Origin of the sequence: Polynucleobacter sp. HIN6, from assembly GCF_030297575.1 — a bacterium.
Classification (GTDB): Bacteria; Pseudomonadota; Gammaproteobacteria; order Burkholderiales; family Burkholderiaceae; genus Polynucleobacter.
Genome location: NZ_AP028137.1, coordinates 818,184 through 841,608, shown reverse-complemented (window position 1 = coordinate 841,608; position 23,425 = coordinate 818,184). Strand labels below are relative to the sequence as shown.

Here is a 23,425-nt window from a genome sequence, read left to right as displayed (position 1 = left end):
ATTTTGTAGGCTGAAGTATAGCGGACAGCGAATATTGTCAGTTATTTTTGTCATCTACCTATACTAAGGGCTTGTTCGGTGATTTCGTGTTTAACCCCGCTGCTTGAAGGAGTTTCATGAGCGTAATTTCCCAAAAACTGAATGACCTAGGAATTACCCTAGTAAGTCCTGGGGCACCCGCGGCCGCCTACGTCATGGCAGTGACCACCGGTGATCAGGTATTTTTATCAGGCCATATTGCCAAACGCGATGGCAAGCCATGGGTTGGTAAATTGGGGCTAGACATGGATACTGCTACCGGTCAGTTAGCCGCTCGGAGTATCGCGATTGATTTACTCTCAACCCTCAATGCCCACCTCGGCTCACTTGATCGCGTACGTCGAGTGGTCAAAGTCATGGGCCTCGTGAACTCCACCCCCGAGTTTACCGAGCAACATTTGGTCATGAATGGCTGCTCTGAACTCCTCGTCGAGGTATTTGGTGAAATTGGTAAGCATGCTCGCAGCGCCTTTGGGGTTGCGCAAATCCCCTTGGGGGCTTGTGTCGAAATTGAAATGATCGTTGAGATCTAAGTTAGCAAATCGGTGCTGTGGCCCTGCCCATCAATCAGCAGACTGCGCACGCTTTTGTCTGGAAATAGTCGTCGCACGGCCTGACAGTAGCCCTCAAGCTGCAGTTGATATTGAGAATAAAGAGGATCGGTTTTCTCAGGGATGCTGAGTTTGTAATCCAAGACAACAAGCTCGTTTTCAAACTCTACTAAGCGGTCAATCCGCAAGCACCGCTCCTCACTCACGACATCAAGTTCATTCCAAGCATTAAGATAGACCGCCGGGTCAAAGAATGGGAGCAAATCGGAACTGTTAAAAACGGTTCTCACTCGTTCAATGGTGCGCTGTGCATCCGCGACATCGATACCAAGTCGGCTAGCCAAGGATTTCTCGTCTGGCAAGGTCTCAGCCGCTCGGTACTGTTGAGGCGTGGTTCGCTCTAGTACCCAATGAAACCAATCACCCTCTTGCATGCGCCGTTGCTCATCGATACTGTGCGTCTTGGTTCTGTGAGATAAGCTTGGTTCACCCTGCCAGGTCAAGACCAAATCAGGGTATTCAAATCGTTCATCGCTGTGTGATGGTTGGGGCTGACTTGTATGACGCTGGTCGATGTGTGCCTCATCAAGATCAGTGAATACTGGGACTTGACCTTCGCAAGCGCGCTCATACCAGCTGTCGGGCACCAAACCACCCTGCTGGCGATTGCGGGTACTTTCCACCCCACTTAACCAAAGTCCCTGCTTGGCACGGGTGAGTGCCACATAGAAAAGGTTCCAGTTCTCATGCAAGGCAATACCTTTCTCTTGCGCAAGTAAATCTTCACGCGCCTTGGATAAGCTGAGCTTGGTGAACATTGACAAATGATCTGGTGCTTGCTGATCGGGATCCCAATCAAGTAATACGCCGCGTCCTGGGTTGGTGATCGCTGTATGGTTGCAATCCAGAATAATTACAAATGGAGCCTCAAGTCCCTTCGCCCCATGAATGGTCATTAAGCGAATGCGCTGTTGACGGTGTGAACGTGAGTGAGTGTTTAGATCAAAATCCCCATCCGCTAGATCATCGCTCTCATCCTCTAAGGGAACCTCACCGCGCATCTCGCCCTCATCCGGTGTCTCATCTTGATCGCCGCGCCGCATTTGTTTGAGTTGTGAAATAAATCGTCCCAAGCTGGGGTAGCGGCCACCATCTAAATTTAAGGCAAGCTCCAGAAAAGCATCCAAATTAGCCAAGACCTGATCTCGGTCGCGTGCTTGGCACACGCTCGCATATTTGCAACGAATATCGCCCGAGAAATACACGTGATCAAGGAGATCATGCACTGGCAAGTGTTTGGCCAACTCCGTCCACTCCATGAGTTGCTTAGCAATCCCCAAAAAGGTCTCGGCATAGGGATGATCATCAGCATGCGTTAGTGCTTCCCACCAATTGCGATAGCCACGATTACTTTGCACCAACTCTGAGAGTGTTTGCATCTGCACCTCAGTAAGGCCATATAAAGGACTGCGCAAGACCTGCGCCAGTGCAAGATCATGATTGGGGTTACTCAGAATCGTGAGTAAAGCAATCAGGTCATCAACTTCCAGTGTTTCGAGTAAGCCGCCTAGGCGTGGGCTCTCAAATAGCAAATTGGCATGCCGCAATGCCTCCTCATACTCTGGCAAGTACTGACGGCGCTTGACGAGCACTAAGAAATCACCCAGGCGCGCTGGTCGCCACACTTTATGACGCTGCTGATGATTGCTTGGGTCAATCATTTCATCGAGCACCAAACGAGTTCGTAGTACCTCGTGGATTAATTGCGCTAGACGCTGTCCTTCCAACAGCCGTTGCTGTTTGGCGCCAGTATCGCGGGTATCGGTGAATGGCATGACCAAGGCGTTCTCGCGGGCAATGGTCTGTGGCTCATCAATGATCGGGATTAATGGCAGACGATAAGCCTCGCCTTTGGCGAATTTTGAATGGCCTGGTATGTCGGGAGCGGTCCAGAGAGTTGCCTGTGCCTGAAATGGATAGTTACTGGGGACTCGGCTGGTCGTGAAGATGCGGTTCACCGCCGCCACAATCTCAGGCGCATTGCGCCTTGTGGTGTTTTGTTGTTCAAGGTGAGCCTGATCGTGCGCTTGCAAAAAGCGGGTTGCTGCTCCAAATAGACGGGGGTCGGCACGACGAAAGCGATAAATAGATTGCTTGGGGTCACCCACAATAAATACCTTGGGCTTATCCTGATCATCGCCATAGGCTGCAAGCCAAGCTCGCAGAATTTGCCACTGCAAAGGATTGGTATCCTGAAACTCGTCAATCAGAATATGTCGATAACGTGCATCCAAACGTGCTTGCCAATACGCCGCAACACGAGGATCCGAAATCAGTTGCGCCACACCAAGTTCTAGATCATCAAAGTCACGCACGCGCATGCGTTCTTTACTACGCTCGATATGTTCGAGCATGGCCGCACCGATGCTAAACCAGGCTTGATTGAGTGCAAGCGCCTCCTGCTGAGCCTGCCACTCAATAAATTGCTCACATGCGATTGCCCAGGCTTGCCGAGTCGCAATGAATCGATTGGTATCTTGATTCTGCGCCTCTAAATACGATTGAATCGCTTTCGAAGCACTGTCATTGTCCTTGCGATAGCTTGGGAGTTCATCACGCGTCATAAACACGGGGATCAATAAGCGTATCGCGGTATCAAATTGTTTTTCCTTTAAGGCTTCAAGCGCTGCGCCTAATTCTGCGAGACCCTGCTGATCACGCACGCCGCCATGAGACAACACCTCATACAACATAGAGAGTTCATGGGGCGCTGCACTCTCTTCTAGTTTGATGAGTAAGGGATTAGGTTGAGAAAGCGCGTTACAGCATCTGCGTAAGGCCTCGGTTTCGGGTTCACCACGGGCCTCGCAGGCTTTCTTGAAAAATACCCAGGCGCCCTTTTGCTGCACTAGGCCATCAGCCCCCAATAAAAACTGATGGGCTTGTGCTGAACCCAGTTGCTCAAGCAAATACTCATAGGCAGACAGCACATCGGGTGGCATCGATGCCCACCAATCCTCTAAGCACTCCTGTTGCAGCCGTTTGGCGTCCTCGCGCAAGGTAAATCCAGATTGAGCTCCCATTGAGACCGGCGCCCCAGCAAGTAAGCGTCCGAACCAGCCATGAAAGGTGTCAATCGAAACGGTATGCGGATTCGATAACAGGCGATCATAGAGCGTACGTGCAGACTGAAGATGCACTTGTGCTGCTTCGGGATCGAGTCCTCGCTCTACCAGGGCATGCATCAGCTCGGCATCACTCATCGTGGTCCAGGATTGCAAGAGTTGATAGAGGCGTTCACGCATCTCTTGCGCAGCCTTACGTGTGAAGGTCAGAGCCAAGATGGATCGGGGTGACTCACCGGTAAGCAATATGCGGACTAGACGTGCGACTAGTAACCATGTTTTCCCGCTACCGGCGCAAGCAGAGACCACCACCGAGCGCTGCGGGTCACAGACAATCGAAATATTGAGTGCTTGCATACTGCTCACCACATCCCTTTACGGCAAATACCCCGGGCATCGCAATAAAGACAAGTACTCTCGGGTGCAAAGGCCTGCATGGCGTCTCCAGACCACACGCTCCTTAAATCATTTTGCAACTGCGCATCAAGCTGTTGCATCGCGAGCGGGATCTCTGTAATGCCAACTGCGCGCTGGTCTGTACCTTTTTTCTTGAGGTTCATTTTTAGAGAAACCCAATCCAATTGCTCGATCGGACCTTGTGTGGATAGCGCTTTGGCATATAGCAGTAACTGGGGGTCATCCATCAGTTGCGTGCCACGCTCCAACACCTTCTCGCGGCTCTGGTGCTTATAGTCCAGGATCGCGAGTGATGATGTATTGGGCTTAACATCAATCCGGTCAGCGTAGCCCTCAATCTGAATTTGATGGAATTGCCCATGCTTGTCCAAGAAATTGAACTCAAAGCCAAGTTTGCGTTCGGCATCATGAAAACGCCAACCCTGTGACTCTCGTTCCAGTTGCCATTCCACAAAACTGGGAATTTGTTTTTGCCAATCCCGCAAATGCCCTAAGACCCGCTGATCACCCTCCAGTAAGCGACTAAAACCTTGCTCAGAAGCGCGCATCAGGCGCGTGATCATCCAATCTTTACGGAACTGCAAATCATCGTTGATCTGGGCGTCGCGAGCCTCGGTACTTTTGAGTTCCTGGAAAAAATTGCGCAGTATTTGATGCAAGGTTTGACCAATCACCGATGCATCGAGCTCGTCATCAAGATCCTTGCGTTTACGAAGACCTAAGAGACTACGCACATAGTACTGATACGGGCAAGCCCGCAGTGCCCGATACGCACTCGGGCTCATGCGCGTTGGCATGGGTAGTCCATCGAGTCGATTTGCCTGCGCCATGGTCATCGGTGTTCCTACAGCGGATCGTGCAAAGCGACTAGATTCACGGGTTGCAAGTTGCGGAAGATCTTCTTGTAAGCGTACGATCCAAGGGGATGCGCGCAAGGGCTCACCACTAGCACCCTCGCTTAGCCATAACAGATCAATATAGGAATATGAGGCAAAGAGTTGTGAGAGATCCCGCGCCTGTTGACGATATTGCCGAGCAATATCGGTACCACCGAGAGTCTGACTTAGACTCTCCGAGAAAAATAGTGGGGTCTCGCCATAACTTGGCAGTTGGCGTTCATCGCAACCAACCATCACCACGGCATCAAAGCGGCGCAATCGAGTTGCACTGAGTGGCAAGATGGTCACGCGTGCCGATGCATCACTGCCCTGCTCGCGGTACACCTCTTCTTCCATTCGGGTCTTTAAAAAGATAATCCATTCGGCCAGGGGCATTCGTAGCGTTGGAAGCTGAGCTTGCTCTAAGCCCAGTTTGTCGAGCATGGCAAGTAACTGTAAGCCAGCAGCATCATCCTCAAATTGCTGACGCATTCCAAAGTAGGACAAATCATCTCGCAGTTGTGCAAGGGCTCTCGCAGACGGCAGATTTTGCATCTTGGGGTTCTGCCAAATACTTACCCGCTCTCGAATGGACTGTAATAGGTGATGTAAGCGTGGGTCAAACTCGGAGCTTGCTCCCGCTTCGATTGCTAAATAGAAACTAACCCACGAAGCTCTCGCCTGCTTGAGCAACAACATGCTCTCGAGTTCACTAATGAGTAATCCGATTTCCTCAGGCGTAGCGTTCAGCAAGCCACTGAGATTGAGAAATGGGTTTTTGAGGAACTCCAGTAAGGTGATCGCGCTCGGCCCTTGAGGTGGACAACGCAATAACTCAAGCCAAGCATGAAGCGCTGCGGCTGCGCGCGTGGTCGAGAGTTTCCAACCTGTTTCGTCGTCGATGGATAAACCAGGACCAAGACGTGCCAGCAAAGCGCGGGTGCGGCGTGCCAATAGTCGGTCTTGTGCCACGAGAGCAATTTGAGTACGTCCTGCCTGTAAATGGCCCTCAATACAATGCGTTGCCTCCCACGCAAGGTCCTCAAAGCGTTTTGCGCTTTGGCAGGTAATGTGTTTTTGATTGAGCGCTGACCGATTGATTTGCAGTTGCCCGTCGAGCGATGAATCAAACTCCATGGTCTCGGGCCATAGGCCAACCTCAGTCCAATCCATCACAAATCGGTGCACCGGGATGAACGCTTCACAATGATCAAGAAACACCTGATGCGCGCGGGCTTGCGCATCATTCTCTTCGATGGTCTCAATCCAAATCAAGGGTCGACGTGTCTTTGGGTTGATTTGCCATTGCTGCAGATGGGATACCAGTGCGAGATGCTGGGTGATGACGGGATCACGCACGGAGCTGAGATAACGCCAGAATGCCAAAAGAACTGCGGACTCTTTGCTTACAAGCTCTTGGGCTAGTTGTGGATAGGCGTCTGCTATTGCTTGGCTTAGCTTGATTTGTACCTGCTCAATCCCGTGTTCGAGCTCCAAATGATCGATGCTCCAGGCCAATTGCGGAACGACGCTTTGCGATAGCAGATCACAGGCACTAACAATGGCATTGGCCAAGCTCCAAGCGCCCCCCTCTCCTTCGGCAGTAAACCACTCGCGCAGATTGGGATAGGTCTCAATCGAGGCATAGGTTTGCAAGACTCGTTCCGTGTTCGACTGTGGCTGTGGTAGGCGCAATCCATCTGGAGTCAGCGCAAGCCAATCAGCCAAACTATGTACCTCGGGTAATAGCATGGTGTTTGAGGGACGACTGCTCTCCAACGCCAAGCGCAAACTGAGATTGGGTCCAGCTGTGGGCAAAATGACCAGGGGGCGCGCATCGCTTGCCGCTGCAATTGCCCAGATTTGCTTCGCGATTTGCGCTAACGCATCTTGGTTCGGAGTGATCGAATACGTTTGCATAACAACGGGTTCACTTAGGGGCAGGAGCAAGTTTTGGCATGAATCGTGGCTTATTGATAATATAGGGTTTGGAATGACCGTTTGCTGAGTTATTCCATCCATTTAAACCATAAGGAATTTTCATGAGTGCCGGCATTAAACAAGTAAGTGATGCATCGTTTGAACAGGATGTTCTCAAGTCTGATAAACCCGTTCTCCTCGACTTTTGGGCCGAGTGGTGCGGTCCTTGCAAGATGATTGGGCCCATTTTGGAAGAGCTCTCGACTGAATACGGTGATCGCATCCAAATTGCCAAGATGAACGTGGACGAGAACCAAGGCGTTCCAGCCCAGTTCAATATTCGGGGAATCCCGACACTCATTTTGTTTAAAAATGGCACGGTCGCAGCTCAAAAAGTCGGTGCTCTCGCCAAGTCGCAACTCACGGCATTCATTGATAGCAATCTGTAATTGAAGTGGTTTTAGTATGGCTGGGGTCAGGCTCACAATTCGAGCTAGACCCTTTCCGTCTTTGAGGAGTGGCAAAAATTACGTGTTTTGCCATTTTTTAGTGTAGTATCTAGTTTCAATAAAGGTCTCTTTAAGGCCATCCCCAAATTTAATCCCATTTCAAACGACTAATTCACCGTAACGCTTTTTTCCGTTGATCGTTTTTCTCGCCTGATCGGCACCCTCCACTTTTATCTTATTTTTTTTCTTTTCTAGTTTTATCCTAAGCACACATCATGCAATTAACTGAACTCAAAGTACTCCACGTCTCTCAACTCCTCGAAATGGCAGCAAGCCTCGAGATTGAAAATACCCAACGGATGCGCAAACAAGAGCTGATGTTTGCCATTCTGAAGAAGCGGGCTAAGGCCGGCGAACAAGTTTTTGGCGATGGCGTCTTAGAGGTATTACCCGATGGCTTTGGATTCTTGCGCTCCCCCGAGTCGTCTTATATGGCGTCTCCCGATGATATTTATATCTCCCCTGCACAGATCCGTCGTTTTAACTTACACACGGGTGACAGTATCGAGGGTGAAGTGCGCACCCCCAAAGAGGGTGAGCGTTACTTTGCTTTGGTGAAGGTCGACAAGATTAATGGCATGGCGCCTGAGGATCTCAAAAATCGCATCATGTTTGAGAACCTCACGCCGCTTCACCCCAATCGCAATATCGCCCTCGAGCGGGATATCAAGGCCGAAGAGAATCTCACCGGTCGCATTATTGATATGATCTCGCCGATTGGTTTTGGTCAGCGTGGCCTGATCGTGGCATCTCCCAAGTCTGGTAAGACCGTGATGATGCAGCATGTGGCTCATGCGATCTCTCAAAATTATCCCGATGCGATCTTGATTGTTCTCTTGGTCGATGAGCGTCCTGAGGAAGTGACTGAGATGCAGCGCTCCGTCCGCGGTGAAGTAGTTGCTTCCACCTTTGATGAGCCAGCCGTTCGTCACGTCCAGGTTGCTGAAATGGTGATCGAGAAAGCCAAGCGTCTAGTGGAAATGAAAAAAGATGTGATTATTTTGTTAGACTCGATTACTCGTCTAGCCCGCGCGTACAACACCGTAGTACCCTCCTCAGGCAAAGTGCTCTCTGGTGGTGTCGACGCCAATGCCTTGCAACGTCCTAAGCGTTTCTTTGGTGCCGCTCGTAATATCGAAGAAGGTGGATCGCTCACCATTTTGGCAACCGCGCTGATTGAAACCGGTAGCCGCATGGACGATTTGATTTACGAAGAGTTCAAGGGCACTGGCAATATGGAGGTCCATTTAGAGCGTCGCTTAGCCGAGCGCCGTGTCTACCCCGCTATTAACCTCAATAAGTCAGGCACTCGACGCGAGGAACTCCTCGTCAAGCCCGAAAACCTCCAGAAAATCTGGGTCTTACGTAAGCTTCTGGCCGATATGGATGAGATTGAGGCTATGAACTTCATTGTCGACAAGCTCAAGTCCACCAAGAATAATGCCGAGTTCTTTGAGTTGATGCGCCGAGGCGGCTAGACATTGGAGCTTAAGCGTTGATTTTGTGGCATAATCTCGCTTTTGCTGTACTAAACCCTGGGCAAGTATTGTGAGATCATGCGTGACGCACAACGGCTACCCGTTCCAAGGATATTGATTATGAAACAAGGCATTCACCCTGATTACCGCGAAGTTGTTTTTTTAGATGTTTCCAACAACTTCAGCTTCAAAACCCGCTCCACCATCATCACCAAAGAGACGATTAAGTGGGAAGACGGTCAAGAGTATCCATTAGCAAAGATTGAGACTTCCTCGGAGTCGCATCCTTTCTTTACAGGTACCCAGAAGATTATTGACACTGCTGGTCGTGTTGAGAAGTTCCGTCAGAAGTTTGGTGGCAAAGCGGCTGCCAAGGCAACCGGTGATGGCGCTGCCAAGACCGCTGAGAAGCGTGCTGCTGCCGCTGAGGCGAAAAAAGCAGAGCCTGCTGCAAAGAAAGTGGCCAGCAAGAAAGCGAAGTAATCACCTTAGGTGGTTTGTGTTACCGAAGGCAGCAGACGCTGCCTTTGTTATTTCTGGGAATGTGGATCAAGATAGTATTCAGGGATACGATGAACTAGTATGGTCAAACTGACTGCCGCTGCCACAGCATCCATTCCTCGGATTGTGATCTTTGCACTCACAATCGTCTACGGCTTGGCCGGGCTTTTTGGTCGTGATCCCTGGAAAAACGAAGACTCGATTGGGTTTGGTGTGATGTGGCATCTGCACACCAGCTCTTGGCAGGATTGGCTAATCCCCTCTCTCGCTGGACGTGAGCAATCGATGGGGCCACCACTACCCTACTGGCTGGGTGCGAGCTTGATGGATTTGTTTGGCTCATGGATTGGTGATAGCAATGCGGCACGTCTTTACTCAGCACTGTGCTTCTTCGTGACCGCAATTGCCATTTGGTATGCGTGTTATCTCTTAGGGCGTCGTAAAGAAGTACAACCCATGAGTTTTGCGCTGGGTGGCCAACCCAATACCCGCGACTACGGGATGACCTTAGCCGATGGGGCGCTCCTCATTTTCTTGGCATGTGTGGGCCTGGCCCAGCGAACTCACGAGACCACGCCGATGATGGCGCAACTCATGGGTTTATCAATTGTGATGTATGGCACCATCCGTGGCCTTGATAAACCTTGGCAAGGTGGCGCATGGACTGGTCTCGGATTAGTCATTTTGGGTCTCTCGAGTAACTGGGCTTTAACTACATTGATTGCGATAGCAACCGCACTGGCCGTTTTCTTCTGTCAGGTAAAACTACGATTTCGGTGGACACTGAGTTCGCTGGTCATTGCGATTGTGGGGATTGGTATTTGGCCACTCTTATGGCAAGTCTTTGCCGTTTCTCCAGCAGCACAAGAAGCGGCACTCCAAGCCTGGGCGCAAACACCGCCCATGCATCGCTACATTGCATGGAACTCATTACAGTTTATGGGAGTCAACTTTTGGGCATACGCATGGCCGGTCTGGCCGCTGGCCTTAGTCGCCCTCGTGCACTGGGTGCGACATGAGGATGCTGGCGCGTGGCGCGCGCCCCATTTATGCATTCCCTTAGGTTTGTTACTCGCTGGACTTATCTATGTGCTATTTCGGGTGGAAGCGAATGAGCATGATTTAATCATCCTCATTCCACCAATGGCCATCTTGGCTGCCTTTAGCCTTCCCATTTTGCGACGCAGTGTCATTAGTTTTATTGACTGGTTTGCAATGCTGAGCTTTACGATTATTGCAATCGCCATTTGGCTGATTTGGCTTGCTAAGACCACGGGCTTTCCGGCAAGCACTGCTGATAATGTGGCACGTTATATTCCCGGTTTTGAGGTTCAATTTAGTTGGGTCACCCTCCTCATTGCACTTGGCATTACCGGTCTTTGGCTGTGGGTGGTGCAGTGGCGCACCTCACGTGCTCCCAAGGTGATTTGGCGCTGCTTGATTATCTCGGCATCTGGTACGACACTCATGTGGGTGTTGCTCATGACTCTGTGGTTACCCACCATCAACTATGCTAAGACCTATCGTTTTGTTGCTGAGCGACTTGTACAAGCTGCGCCAGCCAATGCTACTTGTATCGATACAAGTAATTTAGGAGCGGCACAATTAGCATCATTCAGTTACTTCACTCGCTTACCCTTGGCCGACAATCCCGCCTGTCCTTATGTACTGACCCACAATGCCAGCACTGCAACGGCATTCTCCGCACTGCATGACAAGAAGCTCAAACTGCTTTGGGAAGACCGACGTGCTGCTGATCGCGATGAGCGTTTGCGCTTATACGAAGTAATCCCCGAGTAAGACCACGCATGACATTTTTTCGGGTCTCGCGCTTACGAGACGATGTTCCTGAACTCCTGAAATTAGCCGGTCCACTATTGGTGGGCCAATTAGCGGTGATTGCCTTTGGTGTGTTAGATACCGCCATGACGGCGCGCTACTCCTCTGAGGATCTTGCAGCTCTGGCCATGGCCTCAGCGATCTACATCAGTATTTATGTTGGACTCACAGGGGTGATTGCCGCCCTAACCCCAATTGCGGGGCAATTATTTGGTGCAAAACGGTTTGGTGAGATTGGTGAAGAGGTTCGTCAAGCGGGTTGGCTTGCTGTAGGCTTAACCGTGGTCGGCACATTAATCCTTTTGAATGCCGATCTTTTACTTGGGATCTCACAGGTTGAGCAGGATCTCGAGAGTAAAGCACGCCTCTACCTAGAGATCTTGGCCCTTGGTTTACCAGCCAGCATGGGCATGCGGGTTTTGATGTCCTTTCATAATGCAGTTTCTAGGCCAGGGATTATTACGATTGTGCAATTGGTGGGCTTGGGTCTCAAGTTTCCACTCAATGCTTTATTTATTTATGGTGGCTTTGGAGTCGCCGCAATGGGGGGCCCCGGTTGCGCAGTTGCTACGGTGATCATTAACTGGCTGTGGTTTTTTGCGACTCTCATTATTGTGCTCTCGGGTCGGTTTTATAAGCCATTTCATCTCTTTGCGCAATTTAGTTGGCCCGATTGGCATCGGATCTGGACGCTTTTACGCTTAGGTGCGCCAATTGGTCTGAGTTACTTTATTGAGGTGACCTCGTTTACCTTTATGTCCTTGTTCATTGCGCGCTTTGGCACCACCACGCTTGCAGGTCATCAAATCGTTGCTAATCTCGGTACGGTCATTTATATGGTGCCGCTAGCACTGTCAATTGCAACCATGACCCTGGTCTCGCAGTCCATTGGTGCAGGTCGTCAGCAACGCGCCGAAGAGATTGGTTGGTCATCGGTGATCTTCACCAGTAGCCTATGCATTGTGATCGGTCTATTTGTATGGGTGTTTCGGTTCCAGTTACTTGATCTCTATGACCCAACACCGGATGTCAAATTATTAGCTGCGCCGCTCTTCTTGTTTATTTGCTTCTATCAATTGGTTGACTCGGTACAAGTGGTTGCGGCATTTATCTTGCGCGCGTATCGCATCTCGTTTTTGCCCATGTTGGTTTACGCAGGATCACTGTGGTGTGTGGGCCTTGGGGGCGGCTATCTATTGGGCTTTAATGTCTTGGGCAGTACACCCCAGATTTTGCAGGGGGTCAATGGATTTTGGATTGCCAATAGCGTGAGCCTGGCCATTGCCGCCGCACTACTTTTATGGATTTTTAGAAAGACTGCGGCACACTACAAAAAGACCAACCCACCGGTGACGGTCTAAGCTTATTTTGTTTTGACCAGTAGCATGCCTAGCTCTTTGTAGAGCTTGATGGCTTTCTCAGTTGGAACTAATTTCTTCACGCGAGCATCCTTGGTGCAGGATTTGTTCTCGATTAGTTTCTTTTCAATTAGAGATTTGAGGGCGGCATGCGATGTTGCTGGTGAAGCAATCGACTTCATTTGAATCACATCCGACACAGTGAGCTTATGCCCCTCATGAAAGGCGCTGGTGATCATGCGCAAGATAATGCACTCGCGGTGAGTGACCTTGTACTTGGCATGTATTTTGTCCCGACTACTTGCGAATTCAAAGTAATTGGCTAAGACGTCCATATTCTTGTCCCCACAAGTAATCGTTGTAATGGAAGACTTTCTTTATTTCCCAAGGTAAGTTTAATCGCTTTTGGGCTAATTACTAGATAGATTCCACCCCCCCCCCCGAGATTAGTTGTCAAGAGGTGAAAATCCGTATTCACCAATATGTATATATTTTCTATAAACTTATGAGTTTTATAAATTTATATGCTTGATAAATTATTTCCTCGCTCCGAACACTTTTCGATTAAAGCGATCGATCATCAAAGCAAATTGGTCATTGTTCAAGATAAGGAACTGGGCTTAGAGCTTTCGTTGAATTGGGGTAATAAGGAGTTAAAGAGTGCCGAGATAGTGGGTCAATATGAGCTGCGCTTTCTTTATCAAGATGGAAGCGAGCGCATTGTCCAGATTCTTAGTTGAGCAATCTTCTTACTACTGAATCTTTTTAAACTCACCAATCGGTTTAAAACCGGGTACTTGATTGCCCTTGGTATACATGCACTGTTGGTACGCGGTGTTGTATTGGGTTTGGGCCTGCGATTCTTTACTGGCAGCGCCCATGGCCCCGACTGCAGCGCCACCAACCATACCAATGGCTGCACCAGTTCCAACATTCGTACTGCTTCCGCCTTGGTACAGGGCTCCGGCTGCAGCACCAATGGCGGCACCCGTGGCCGCACTAATGGCCCCCTCCTTTAGGGCTGCGGTATTGCCTTCTTTGACGGACTGAGATGCGAAGGCACGGCACTCCTCATCATCTTTTTTAAACTCCTCAAAGGATTTTCCTTCGCGCGGCATGATGGTAATCGTGGGGCCAGTGGGTGCGGATACGCAAGCCGTAAGTACAGCGATACCAATGCTGCTAATAACAATTGTTTTAAAGGCCTGAAGTCGCATGGAATGCTCCGGTTGATCTTTCTATGTATTTAACGCTTCTGGAGTGGGTTTGGCAGACATCATTCTGCCTTTGCTCCAGATTGCTGGACAATTTTGCGCCATTTATTGGATTCGAGTTGGATATAACGGGCTAAATCCTCGGGGCTGCCAGGATTAGGCTCGAGTCCACCGTTCATCAGCTTGGCTCTGACCTCTGGCTTCGATAGGGTTTGCTGGGTCAATTGGTTAAGCCGCATCTGAATATCGCGAGGCAACTTGGCTGGGCCCATCAGAGAGAACCAGGATATCGCTTCAAACCCTTTGAGTCCTTGCTCGGCGAGGGTTGGGATCTCTGGGGCTGATGGGGAACGCTTAATTGTGGTGACTCCCAGCGCAACCACTTCATTGGCTTTAATTAAGGGTAATGCAGACGCTAAATTATCAAAGAGCATGGAGATTCGGCCACTCACGAGGTCAGGCAAGGATTGTGCTCTACCCTTATACGGAATGTGCCGAATCTGCACGCCCGCCATTTCTTTAAAGAGCTCTCCTGACATATGAATCGAGGTCCCTGTACCCGATGATCCAAACGTCAGTTCATTCGGTTTTGCTTTGGCTAGAGCAATTAGGTCCTTGAGTGACTGCACGCCAAGTTGCTTACTCACAATTAGTACGTTTGGGGTGCTCGCCAAGAAACTAATTGGGGTGAAATCAGCAACGGGATCGTAAGAGAGTTTTTCATAAAGAGCGCCATTAATCGCATGAATCCCTACGGTACCAATCAGCAAGGTATAGCCGTCGGGCGCACTCTTAGCTACCTGATCGGCTCCAATATTACCGCCGTGTCCAGGACGGTTTTCGACAACGATTGCTACGTTCAAGGTTTTTTGCCAATCCTCTGCCAGAACGCGTGCCAAGGTATCGGGTGCACCGCCTGGAGGAAAACTCACCACGATACGAATGGTATCGCGTGGCCAGATGCGTTCCGCCTGCGCTGCAGAACATAGCCCAAATACAAGTGCGCCGATGATAAAGAGTCGTTTCAAAGCAACTTACTTCGTGAGCCACTGGCGCAGCTGCGTAATACCGTCATAGTGCAATGGGTTGTCTGCGCAAGCACCTAAACCGCAAATGGATAAGGTCGAGATTACATTACCCACTAATAAAAGGATGAACCACAAACAGATAAACTGCGCAAACCAATGGCGGCTGCGGGTGCCACGATCCGGAATGATTAACAGAATTGCAATACTAATCATCAAGGAGACAAATCCAACAAAGGCCCAGGTGTAAAAATGCAGACGAAAGAAGGTGTCGCCATAACCCAGATCATCAGGGGCAACATGCAGAAGTATTTGGCGCAAGGAGACTAACAACCCCAAGATCGCAAACAGAATGGCAAATCCGTAATGCGCAGGCTGCGCACCTGAACGGATATTGAGCAAGAACATCAGTCCAATTAAGATAAAGCCCATGCGCTGCAGAATGCATAGTGGGCATGGCAAATCATGATTGATGAATTGATCCAAAAATGCCAGAGTAAGTACCAAATTAATGACCCCTAAGAGAACAATGTTCCCCAGGCCACTAAGCGATGGTAAGGTTAGCTTACTCATAGGCTAATATTGAGTTTGTCGGAGGCATGATGCAAGAACCATGCGACCGTGATCACAGCGCTAGCGAATGCAAACAGCAATCCAAGTACGCGCTTCTCAAACCAAATGAAGATGGCGGCTAGTAATGCAATCACAAAAGGTAAAAACATATACATACTAATTATTTTAATAGACGGATGTGCACAAACAAAAAATGGTTTTGTGTTTAGAATGCCATGATGAATTCCTCTGCATCCCAAACTAATCGTCCTCTACCCCTCGCCGGTGTTAAGGTTCTTGATGTGAGTCAAGTCATGGCGGGCCCCTACTGCTGTATGTTGCTCGCCGATATGGGCGCCGATGTCATCAAGGTCGAGCCACCAGGCTCAGGTGACCAAACCCGTGGTGCCATGGGTTTTAAGATGAAAGGCCCCGATAGCATGGGCTTTTTGAACATGAATCGCAATAAACGCAGCATTGCGATTAATCTGAAGTCCGATGCTGGCAAAGAGATTTTGTTTGAGTTGGCCAAGGACGCTGATATTTTGGTGGAGAACTATCGCCCTGGGGTCATGAAACGACTTGGTGTTGGTTACGAGGCAATGCGCAACATCAATCCCGCACTGGTATACGTCAGCATCTCGGGTTTTGGCCAAAGTGGTCCATGGGCAGAGCGTCCTGGTTTTGATTTAATGGCTCAAGCGATGTCCGGAGTAATGAGTGTGACCGGCCATGGCGATGGCAAACCCGTCAAAGCCGGTGTTCCCGTTGCTGATATTGGTTGCGCACTCTTTGCGGTCTATGCGGCACTGTCAGCGTATATTGGCGCCAAGAACACGGGCCAGGGTCAATACATTGACGCTTCCTTATTTGATTCAGCGCTGGCGTTCTCGATTTGGGATACCTCCGAGTACTGGGGCACCGGTCAACCTCCTATTGCACTGGGTACGGCCAACCGTATGACCGCGCCTTATCAAGCTGTGAAAGCAAAAGATGGTTACTTCGTGATGGGTGCCACGAATAACAAGCTTTGGCAAAAACTCTGTGACATCTTGATGCGCCCAGATCTGTTACAGAATCCTGATTACCAAACCATTGCTGGTCGACTCGGTCATCGCCAAGCACTGATCACTGAACTTGAAAAATCCTTTGCTAATAAAGATGCAAGTGAGTGGATTGATCTGATGTTGGCTGAGGGAATTCCGGCTGGGCCAATCTTAGATTATCCGCAGGCTTTTGAGAGCGAGCATGGTAAGCATCGCCAAATGAAGATTGAGATTGATCATCCGCTGGAGGGCAAAGTTCCGAACATCGGCTTTGCGGTCAAGATGCAAGGCACCCCGCAGCAAATTCGTCGTCATCCTCCCCTATTGGGCGAGCATACCCAAGAGGTTTTAGAGCAGGCTGGATTTACCTCGGATCAAATTGAATCACTACGCGCACAGGGTGCATTTGCTGCATGAGTGATGCAATCAATGCACGGGTGTATTGCGAGATTAAGGACTCGATCGCACATCTCTTTTTTGATCATCCCCAAGCGCGTAATGCGATGACGCAGGCGATGTATGAGCAATTGCGAACGATTTGTTTAGAGCTTGCACAAAATCCTTCTGTGCGAGTCGCTATTTTGCGAGGGATTGGTGGCAAATCCTTTGTCTCGGGTAGTGATATTGCCCAGTTTCAATCCTTTCAAGGTGGTGCCGATGGGGTTCAGTATGAGCGCATGATTGATCACTATTTGGGGCCTCTTCAACAACTACCCATACCAACGATTGCAGTTATTGATGGACTCGCAGTTGGCGGTGGCTTAGCAATTGCGGCTTTGTGTGATTTTCGGATAGCGACTCCAACTGCAAAATTTGGAGTACCAATTGCACGCACACTTGGCAATACCCTCTCGCCGAGCAATATCGCCTGGTTAACGGCCCATCTTGGGGTCGCAATCACAAAACGCATGCTCTTACTTGCTGAGTTAATCTCGGCGCAAGAGCTTTTGACACAGGGATTTGTCTACCAAACTGGTGAATCAGAGGATCTTGAGCGGATGAGTATGGATCTTGCAAAGCAATTAGCTGCTCTAGCACCAATTACTCAAAAGGCATCCAAACTCATCATGGCGCGCGTGATCGGACATTCATTACCGAATTGCGATGATTTAATTACCGAGGTGTACGGCAGCGCAGACTTTAAAGAGGGTGTAACGGCATTTTTAAGTGGTCGCCCTCCCAATTGGCAAGGGAAGTAAGGAGAACAAATGCCTGAGATTGTGCGTAATGTCTTTGGTGAGCCACTCGTACCCTGCTCGTTTGATCCGCTCACTGGTTTCTTTCGGGATGGTTGCTGCAAGACCAATGACGAGGATGTTGGCTTGCATTTAGTATGCGCAATCATGAGCGATGAATTTCTGGAGTTTAGTCATCAGCGGGGCAATGATCTGATTACCCCGAGACCAGAGTGGAACTTTCCGGGGCTTAAAGCGGGCGATCAATGGTGTTTGTGCATTACTCGCTGGCAAGAGGCTCTAGCGAATGGCTGTGCACCACTCCTTAAACTAGAGAGTACCCACATCAATGCACTTGACCATGTGGATTTTGATACCCTCAAATTATTTGCGCTCGAGAACCAGTCTGAGCTCTAAAGCCTTACACAATTTTGGTTTGGAGAGTGGGTAAGCCATCTACATGGCCTTCCAATACATCACCGCGTTTGACCGCAGCGACTCCTGCAGGGGTTCCTGAGAAGATTAAATCGCCTGGCATTAGGGTAAAGAGCGTGGACAAGTAGGCAATCGTCTCCGGTACATTCCAAATCATCATCGCAAGATCACCGTCTTGCTTCACTTGACCGTTCACCGTCAGGTAAATACGACCCTTGGATAAATGTCCGCATTGACTTACAGGCACTAAGGCCGAGCATGGTGCGGACTGATCAAAGGCTTTACCAGTATCCCAAGGACGACCCATTTTTTTGGCTTCGCCTTGCAAATCACGACGGGTCATGTCGAGTCCCAAACCATAGCCCCACACATGATCTAAGGCTTGGTCTACAGGAATGTTCGCTCCACCTTTACCCAAAGCGACAACCATTTCTAACTCGTGGTGAACATCGTTGGATAAAGCCGGATAAGCCATGTCATGACCATCGGTCACAATCGCGGTCGCGGGCTTCATGAAAAAGAATGGTGGCTCGCGGTCGGGGTCATGGCCCATCTCACGGGCGTGATCAGCGTAATTGCGCCCAACGCAGTAGATGCGATTGACGGGAAAGCGCTTGCTATCACCCAAAACGGGCAAAGATGGAGTGACTGGGGCTGGAATAACAAATGATGTGCTCATGAATCGTCCTAATCGGGTTTTGTACAGTCTTCTGAAATCGCGAGGTCTGGATTTTTTTGTCCAAGATAAACAGCAATGATTCTAACGGACTGATTACCCAGGGGCTTACCAAAGTGGCACCAGTTGATGGCTTCCACAAACGAGGTGCCAGATCGCATAATCTTTTTGCCCTTGCTGCCGTAATCAAGCTCCAGGTCTCCGCTGGCGATATAGGCAAAGAGTGGTATGGCATGGCGATGCAATGTGGTTTGCTGACCCGGAGGAATCTCAATCTCAAAGACCTGAATCTGGGGCGTTCCACTGGGGTAACGAAAGTCTTGACCAATAATGGTCTTTGCGCTTTCCATCGGAATTGGCTTGACGCGTATCGTTTTGGAAACCTTAGCGGTTTCTTCGTTTGCCCATCCATTTCCATGAAGAAATAGTCCTGCTGTTAGCAAGAGAATGGGTCGATTGAGCATGGGTCCGATCAAGATAGTAACTGTTTGAGCTCTTCCAAGAATAACTCTTCCCCATGGTTTATTTTCTCGTGCCACTGCTCACCTGCCTGATCATCGGCGGCATCACTGATAAATTTATATGAGCGCCAAGGGATTTGGTGCTGATGGGCGATTGCCGCAATCGCAAATAACTCCATATCCACCACATCAACCTTCTGCTCGATCAACCAAGGATCTATGCTGGTTACGAAGCTATCTCCAGTGCCACAGGTATATTTACCCGACTCAGATAGATATTCGGCGGGTTTGGAACAAAACGGGGTGATGCCACGAGGTGCCAGGGGCTGCGCATTCATATCGCGCTGAATCACACGTCCGATCGTTACTAACTCACTGAGCTTGGGATTTAATCCTCCGGCAGTTCCAAAGTTAATGATCAAACTGGGTTGATAATGAATAATCGCACTTTGAGTAACCGTAGCCGCATTGATTTTGCCGATTCCGGTGTATGCCACTGCAATGTTTTTTGGAATGGTAATAGCCTCAAGTTCATTCTTAAGAGCAACTACTAGTAAGATGGGGTGTTCGATAGTCATGATTGGATTCTAAACGGATGAAGCTTGAAGACTACTTGCCTGGCATTTTGGACTTTCCGAAGCCTGGGATCGTATTTCGGGACATTGCTCCCCTACTCGCCAATGCGGATGCCTTTGCTTATACCGTTCAATCGCTAGGTAAGCTTAGCACTGAGTACTCCTTTGACTATATTTTGGGGATTGAGTCCCGGGGCTTTATTTTTGCCTCGGCACTTGCCACTCATCTTCATAAAGGGTTCGTGATGGTCCGCAAGCCCAACAAATTACCGCCCGATATCCATCAAGAATCCTATGGCTTAGAGTACGGATCAGATACTCTTGAGATCAGTAAACATATTTTGCAGCCCGGGGCTTCGGTGCTGATCGTTGATGACGTTTTAGCGACTGGCGGTACTATCGCCGCAGCTGCGCGTCTTGTTCAGAAAACCGGAGCGCAAGTTGCTGCAGCGGTTTGCGTTCTTGAGATTGCTGGTTTGAATGGTTCTCAGGTTTTAAGCCAAGTGGGGATTGCTAATCGCTGCGTGATCGCTTTGTAATTAAAGCTTCACCCCTTTTTTGATGAGTAGCTCATCAACCCATGGTGCCGCATAAGTTCCGGCTTCGATCGTTTTGAGAATCTCTTGTTCTTGCTTGATCTTTTCTTGGCCAAGACGGGCTGCTTCTGCAGCAAGAGTTGGAGGAACGGCAATCACGCCGTCTTGATCACCCAAGATAATGTCTCCAGGGTTCACAATCATCCCGCCGATGGAGACGGGTATATTAATTGCACCTGGTCCATCCTTTAAGGGGCCACGCAAACTAATACCACGTGCCCAGCATGGGAAGGCTAACTCCTCGAGCGCATCGACATCGCGCACTGCACCATCGACAACGATACCGCCGACGCCGCGACTTTTAGCAACGCGCGTCAAGATCTCACCAATCACCGCGCAACCGGTATCGCCCTCGGCATCAATCACCATCACATCCCCTGGACGCACCATTTGTAATGCTTTGTGAACCATGAGGTTATCTGCCGTATGAACTTTGATGGTGAAGGCATTACCGCAGACAGACATTGGCGCGCGATGAATCGGCAGAATATCCTTGGCAACCAGGGTGCGTCCCAACATATCGCTTATCACGGTGGATGGCATACCACGCAGCGCATGAATGCCTAATTCGGCAGGTTCGTGCCGTGGGTTAATTTGAATTCCGTGAATCATGAGCTACCCTCCAAAATGAATACCGTCATTGTATTCATTAGAAGTGCTGGGATTTAGATCACGCCATTGGCGCAATCACGCAGAGCTTCCGCAAAGAGCTCTGGGGATTGTGCACCCTGAATAATGAATTGATTGTTCAGAATGATCGAGGGTACCGAGTGCACACCGAGCTGATGGTACTTTTGCTCTTGGTCTTTCACATCCTTGGCGAACTCATCAGAGGCGAGAACTTCTCGAGCGCGCCCGGCTGGTAACTGAGCACGCTCAACTGCTTCTAGCAGCTGTTCGTGCTGATCCATATCAACTGCTAAGGTGAAGTAACTCTTGAGAAGCTCTTTTTTGAGACGATGCTGGGCATCGAGATCGAATTCCACCATGGCCCAATGTAATAGACGATGGGCATTGAAGGTGTTGTAGACCCGCTTGCGACCTTCGGGATGAAATGGAAATCCTAGTTCAGCAGCACGCTGATAGATTTTCTCTTGATTGGCCTTGACCTGAGTAATGGTCGTGCCGTACTTCTCGGTGAGATGCTCAAAGACATCTTGCCCGCCTGGGGGCATATGAGGGTTTAATTCAAAGGGTTGAAACTGGATCTCCGTACTGACTTCACTTCCGAGTTCTTTTAACGCCTGTTCTAGGGATGCTAATCCAACAGCACACCAAGGACAGGCGATATCGGATACAAAGTCAATATGGACAGGTTTCAATTATTCCCAACCGCCACCTAAGATGGCACGTTTTTTATATTCCACTCTGGACTCTTCCCAGGCCTTGCCAAGCATGCGCAAGGTTTTAAGGATTGTTGCCAAGATACCAGAATTTGATCCGGCGCTAGCTCCAATTGAACCGGCAGCCAAAGTGGGTTTGATAGTCGTTGTAGTCATTTTCTTCTCCTAAGGGTTTATACCTAATAGTATACCCTAAATTCTATTGCGCTGCAACAGACGGAATAGAAAAAAGTGCTTACGAAACAGGGCTTAAGGGAAGATTAAATAAGAGGTTCTGGGGCTTGAGCTTAATCTGAGACTGATCGTTCATTGCCAGACCCAAATACACGGGTTTGCCTCGAACCTGGCTAAGCACTGGGCTCAGGTCCTTGAATTCGAGCTTAAAGAGGCAAATTAAGCGGTTAAGAACACTTTCATCAAGACTCTGCTCTTGGTACAAACCATTCAGAATCTCGGTCGCAGCAGCATCTAAGCCAACATGCCAAACCCATTTGGAGTCGGCGATCTCCTTCAACGGGGTAATCACTGTATCGATCCCTAAAAAATGCTTGATCCATTTTTCTAGAAGACGCGACAAGGCAGGTAATGCAGGCTGATCGAAATTGAGCTGGACTGCGAAATCATAGAACTCATTACGACCCCAATAGGACTTGGCATTATCGGGATGCAATACATCCAAGTCGATCGTACGAGCAGCCAGTGATTGATTCTTTAGAAGATCAACAATATTTCCAAAGTCAGAAGCCTGTGCATTTCGCTCAATCGTTTCATGGTCTGCTGCCATTAAAACACCACCCTCCAGAATGCTGACCTTTTGGGTGCGAAAGAAGAACTCTGCCATCCTTAGTTCGTAAGGGTCTGGGTTCTCACCCAATATATGCCGAAGGAAAATTTGAGTGAGCTGGCTCACAAATAAAGGTGGGACATCGACTCCCTTCCCCTGAAACAGACTCATGTAAAAGTGCTCAAGGGAGCTTGCGGCTAATAATTTAGCTCGGTAGCGAAACCAAATTTCATAGTTAGCCTGCACGTCGTGATCGGCGATTTTCTGAATCTCAGCTTGGCTAATTTCTTCGCGTGGTGAATTCAATAGACGCTCATGGACCGCTCGTTCTTGAGCGCACGACTGTGGAATGAGACTCAGCTCCGGGCGAGCAAGATAGGTTCTAAGAAAGTCATCGGTCACCACCAGATGGTGATCCGCATTCACTTTCAAGGTATCAAAACCGCTGGTGGACCAATAGTTAGGCATTGCTCTTAGGGCTGTGAGTGCATCATTAATAAGGTCATTCCAGCATTACCCTCTTTAAACAATTTGAAGTGCTTCTTTAAAGCAGGTCGGCGCTTAATTACGTCCCGATATAAGTCCGATTGATGCCGAAGATCTTCACCGTGATAATACTCGCTCACACGATCTGCAAAATAATTATGCTCTAAAGCCTCACGAACCTTTTTGCGGATATTGCCGCCCTTCCCGCTCGAGCCATAACCATGAATCACAACCAAGGCCCGAATTTGCGCTTCACTGGCAGCCCGAATGTAATGCGTTAGTTGATCAAGGGCTTCATCGCTCGTGGGGCTATCCAGCTCAAGGTTAATGACGTCAGTATCGGAGTGCGCAAGCGGTGCAATCGTCGTATTACAAAATGGGCATTCGCCAGTGACGGGACGGGCGTTCCCACAAACCGAACATTCGTAGGAATAGCTCATGC

General features: G+C 49.4%; 26 protein-coding genes. 11 read left to right on the top strand and 15 right to left on the bottom strand.

Annotated elements, in window-relative coordinates:
• Window positions 1-116 precede the first annotated feature (116 nt).
• Window positions 117-572, top strand: a complete 456-nt coding sequence (locus QUE66_RS04360) for a RidA family protein (RefSeq protein ID WP_286224619.1) — start codon at window positions 117-119, stop codon at window positions 570-572.
• Here QUE66_RS04360 and QUE66_RS04355 read toward each other — a convergent pair.
• Both QUE66_RS04355 and QUE66_RS04350 read right to left on the bottom strand, forming a co-directional pair.
• The gene (locus QUE66_RS04355; protein ID WP_286224725.1) at window positions 569-4,072 is read right to left on the bottom strand and encodes a UvrD-helicase domain-containing protein; all 3,504 of its coding nucleotides are present in this window, start codon (window positions 4,070-4,072) and stop codon (window positions 569-571) included. The genes QUE66_RS04360 and QUE66_RS04355 overlap by 4 nt on opposite strands.
• Before the next feature lie 5 nt (window positions 4,073-4,077).
• Window positions 4,078-6,930: a PD-(D/E)XK nuclease family protein gene (locus QUE66_RS04350; protein ID WP_286224618.1), complete on the bottom strand. Its 2,853-nt coding sequence runs from the start codon at window positions 6,928-6,930 to the stop codon at window positions 4,078-4,080.
• Window positions 6,931-7,052: 122 nt separating this feature from the next.
• Here QUE66_RS04350 and trxA point away from each other — a divergent pair, with 122 nt between their 5' ends.
• The 5 genes from trxA to QUE66_RS04325 all read left to right on the top strand — a co-directional run bounded on the left by trxA (window position 7,053) and on the right by QUE66_RS04325 (window position 12,618).
• Window positions 7,053-7,379 carry a thioredoxin TrxA gene (gene trxA / locus QUE66_RS04345; protein WP_286224617.1) on the top strand — a complete coding sequence of 109 codons (327 nt, stop codon included), beginning with the start codon at window positions 7,053-7,055 and terminating at the stop codon, window positions 7,377-7,379.
• A gap of 275 nt (window positions 7,380-7,654) precedes the next feature.
• Window positions 7,655-8,917 carry a transcription termination factor Rho gene (gene rho / locus QUE66_RS04340; RefSeq protein ID WP_108508340.1) on the top strand — a complete coding sequence of 421 codons (1,263 nt, stop codon included), beginning with the start codon at window positions 7,655-7,657 and terminating at the stop codon, window positions 8,915-8,917.
• 120 nt (window positions 8,918-9,037) lie between these two features.
• Window positions 9,038-9,400 (top strand): type B 50S ribosomal protein L31, encoded by a 363-nt coding sequence (locus QUE66_RS04335; protein WP_286224616.1) that lies wholly within the window; start codon window positions 9,038-9,040, stop codon window positions 9,398-9,400.
• Between the two features lie 99 nt (window positions 9,401-9,499).
• Window positions 9,500-11,218, top strand: a complete 1,719-nt coding sequence (locus tag QUE66_RS04330) for an ArnT family glycosyltransferase (protein ID WP_286224615.1) — start codon at window positions 9,500-9,502, stop codon at window positions 11,216-11,218.
• 8 nt (window positions 11,219-11,226) lie between these two features.
• Complete coding sequence (locus tag QUE66_RS04325; protein ID WP_286224614.1) at window positions 11,227-12,618, top strand: MATE family efflux transporter; 1,392 nt, start codon at window positions 11,227-11,229, stop codon at window positions 12,616-12,618.
• Window positions 12,619-12,620: 2 nt separating this feature from the next.
• Here the strand turns inward: QUE66_RS04325 and QUE66_RS04320 are convergent, their stop codons facing one another.
• A complete protein-coding gene (locus tag QUE66_RS04320) occupies window positions 12,621-12,950 on the bottom strand; it encodes a winged helix DNA-binding protein (protein ID WP_286224613.1) in 330 nt (109 codons plus the stop codon).
• A gap of 189 nt (window positions 12,951-13,139) precedes the next feature.
• On the opposite strand from QUE66_RS04320, the gene QUE66_RS04315 reads away from it, so the two are divergent.
• Complete coding sequence (locus QUE66_RS04315; protein ID WP_286224612.1) at window positions 13,140-13,355, top strand: hypothetical protein; 216 nt, start codon at window positions 13,140-13,142, stop codon at window positions 13,353-13,355.
• Window positions 13,356-13,367: 12 nt separating this feature from the next.
• On the opposite strand, the gene QUE66_RS04310 is transcribed toward QUE66_RS04315, so the two are convergent.
• Genes QUE66_RS04310 through QUE66_RS04295 form a run of 4 tightly spaced genes read right to left on the bottom strand, consistent with a single transcriptional unit; the run spans window position 13,368 to window position 15,582 of the window.
• Window positions 13,368-13,832, bottom strand: coding sequence for a glycine zipper family protein (locus tag QUE66_RS04310; protein ID WP_286224611.1), 465 nt, complete (start codon window positions 13,830-13,832; stop codon window positions 13,368-13,370).
• Between the two features lie 59 nt (window positions 13,833-13,891).
• On the bottom strand, window positions 13,892-14,857 hold the full coding sequence (locus tag QUE66_RS04305; protein ID WP_286224610.1) for a Bug family tripartite tricarboxylate transporter substrate binding protein: 966 nt from the start codon (window positions 14,855-14,857) through the stop codon (window positions 13,892-13,894).
• A gap of 6 nt (window positions 14,858-14,863) precedes the next feature.
• Window positions 14,864-15,427 carry a disulfide bond formation protein B gene (locus tag QUE66_RS04300; RefSeq protein WP_286224609.1) on the bottom strand — a complete coding sequence of 188 codons (564 nt, stop codon included), beginning with the start codon at window positions 15,425-15,427 and terminating at the stop codon, window positions 14,864-14,866.
• Entirely contained in the window at window positions 15,424-15,582 is a 159-nt protein-coding gene (locus QUE66_RS04295; RefSeq protein ID WP_286224608.1) for a DUF5993 family protein, read from the bottom strand. The genes QUE66_RS04300 and QUE66_RS04295 overlap by 4 nt, the downstream gene beginning before the upstream one ends.
• A gap of 63 nt (window positions 15,583-15,645) precedes the next feature.
• Between QUE66_RS04295 and QUE66_RS04290 the strand changes: the two genes are divergently transcribed.
• The 3 genes from QUE66_RS04290 to QUE66_RS04280 are packed head-to-tail and all read left to right on the top strand — an operon-like array spanning window position 15,646 to window position 18,044.
• Entirely contained in the window at window positions 15,646-16,869 is a 1,224-nt protein-coding gene (locus tag QUE66_RS04290) for a CaiB/BaiF CoA transferase family protein (RefSeq protein WP_286224607.1), read from the top strand.
• On the top strand, window positions 16,866-17,651 hold the full coding sequence (locus QUE66_RS04285) for an enoyl-CoA hydratase/isomerase family protein (RefSeq protein ID WP_286224606.1): 786 nt from the start codon (window positions 16,866-16,868) through the stop codon (window positions 17,649-17,651). Before QUE66_RS04290 ends, QUE66_RS04285 begins: the two co-directional genes overlap by 4 nt.
• A gap of 9 nt (window positions 17,652-17,660) precedes the next feature.
• Window positions 17,661-18,044 (top strand): DUF2237 family protein, encoded by a 384-nt coding sequence (locus QUE66_RS04280; RefSeq protein WP_286224605.1) that lies wholly within the window; start codon window positions 17,661-17,663, stop codon window positions 18,042-18,044.
• A gap of 4 nt (window positions 18,045-18,048) precedes the next feature.
• Here the strand turns inward: QUE66_RS04280 and QUE66_RS04275 are convergent, their stop codons facing one another.
• From QUE66_RS04275 to QUE66_RS04265, 3 genes are read right to left on the bottom strand one after another with little or no spacing between them, the layout of a single operon-like run.
• On the bottom strand, window positions 18,049-18,741 hold the full coding sequence (locus QUE66_RS04275; RefSeq protein ID WP_286224604.1) for a fumarylacetoacetate hydrolase family protein: 693 nt from the start codon (window positions 18,739-18,741) through the stop codon (window positions 18,049-18,051).
• Window positions 18,742-18,749: 8 nt separating this feature from the next.
• Window positions 18,750-19,202 carry a cupin domain-containing protein gene (locus QUE66_RS04270; protein WP_286224603.1) on the bottom strand — a complete coding sequence of 151 codons (453 nt, stop codon included), beginning with the start codon at window positions 19,200-19,202 and terminating at the stop codon, window positions 18,750-18,752.
• Between the two features lie 8 nt (window positions 19,203-19,210).
• On the bottom strand, window positions 19,211-19,777 hold the full coding sequence (locus tag QUE66_RS04265) for a 5'-methylthioadenosine/S-adenosylhomocysteine nucleosidase family protein (RefSeq protein ID WP_286224602.1): 567 nt from the start codon (window positions 19,775-19,777) through the stop codon (window positions 19,211-19,213).
• Between the two features lie 17 nt (window positions 19,778-19,794).
• Here QUE66_RS04265 and QUE66_RS04260 point away from each other — a divergent pair, with 17 nt between their 5' ends.
• The gene (locus QUE66_RS04260) at window positions 19,795-20,313 is read left to right on the top strand and encodes an adenine phosphoribosyltransferase (RefSeq protein ID WP_286224601.1); all 519 of its coding nucleotides are present in this window, start codon (window positions 19,795-19,797) and stop codon (window positions 20,311-20,313) included.
• Here the strand turns inward: QUE66_RS04260 and QUE66_RS04255 are convergent, their stop codons facing one another.
• From QUE66_RS04255 to QUE66_RS04235, 5 genes are all read right to left on the bottom strand, one after another.
• Window positions 20,314-20,982: an RraA family protein gene (locus QUE66_RS04255; protein WP_286224600.1), complete on the bottom strand. Its 669-nt coding sequence runs from the start codon at window positions 20,980-20,982 to the stop codon at window positions 20,314-20,316.
• 53 nt (window positions 20,983-21,035) lie between these two features.
• Window positions 21,036-21,692 (bottom strand): DsbA family oxidoreductase, encoded by a 657-nt coding sequence (locus tag QUE66_RS04250; protein WP_286224599.1) that lies wholly within the window; start codon window positions 21,690-21,692, stop codon window positions 21,036-21,038.
• On the bottom strand, window positions 21,693-21,869 hold the full coding sequence (locus tag QUE66_RS04245; protein WP_286224598.1) for a hypothetical protein: 177 nt from the start codon (window positions 21,867-21,869) through the stop codon (window positions 21,693-21,695).
• 79 nt (window positions 21,870-21,948) lie between these two features.
• A complete protein-coding gene (locus tag QUE66_RS04240) occupies window positions 21,949-22,965 on the bottom strand; it encodes a DUF6352 family protein (protein ID WP_286224597.1) in 1,017 nt (338 codons plus the stop codon).
• Window positions 22,966-22,970: 5 nt separating this feature from the next.
• Entirely contained in the window at window positions 22,971-23,423 is a 453-nt protein-coding gene (locus QUE66_RS04235) for a Smr/MutS family protein (protein ID WP_286224596.1), read from the bottom strand.
• Window positions 23,424-23,425: the final 2 nt, after the last annotated feature.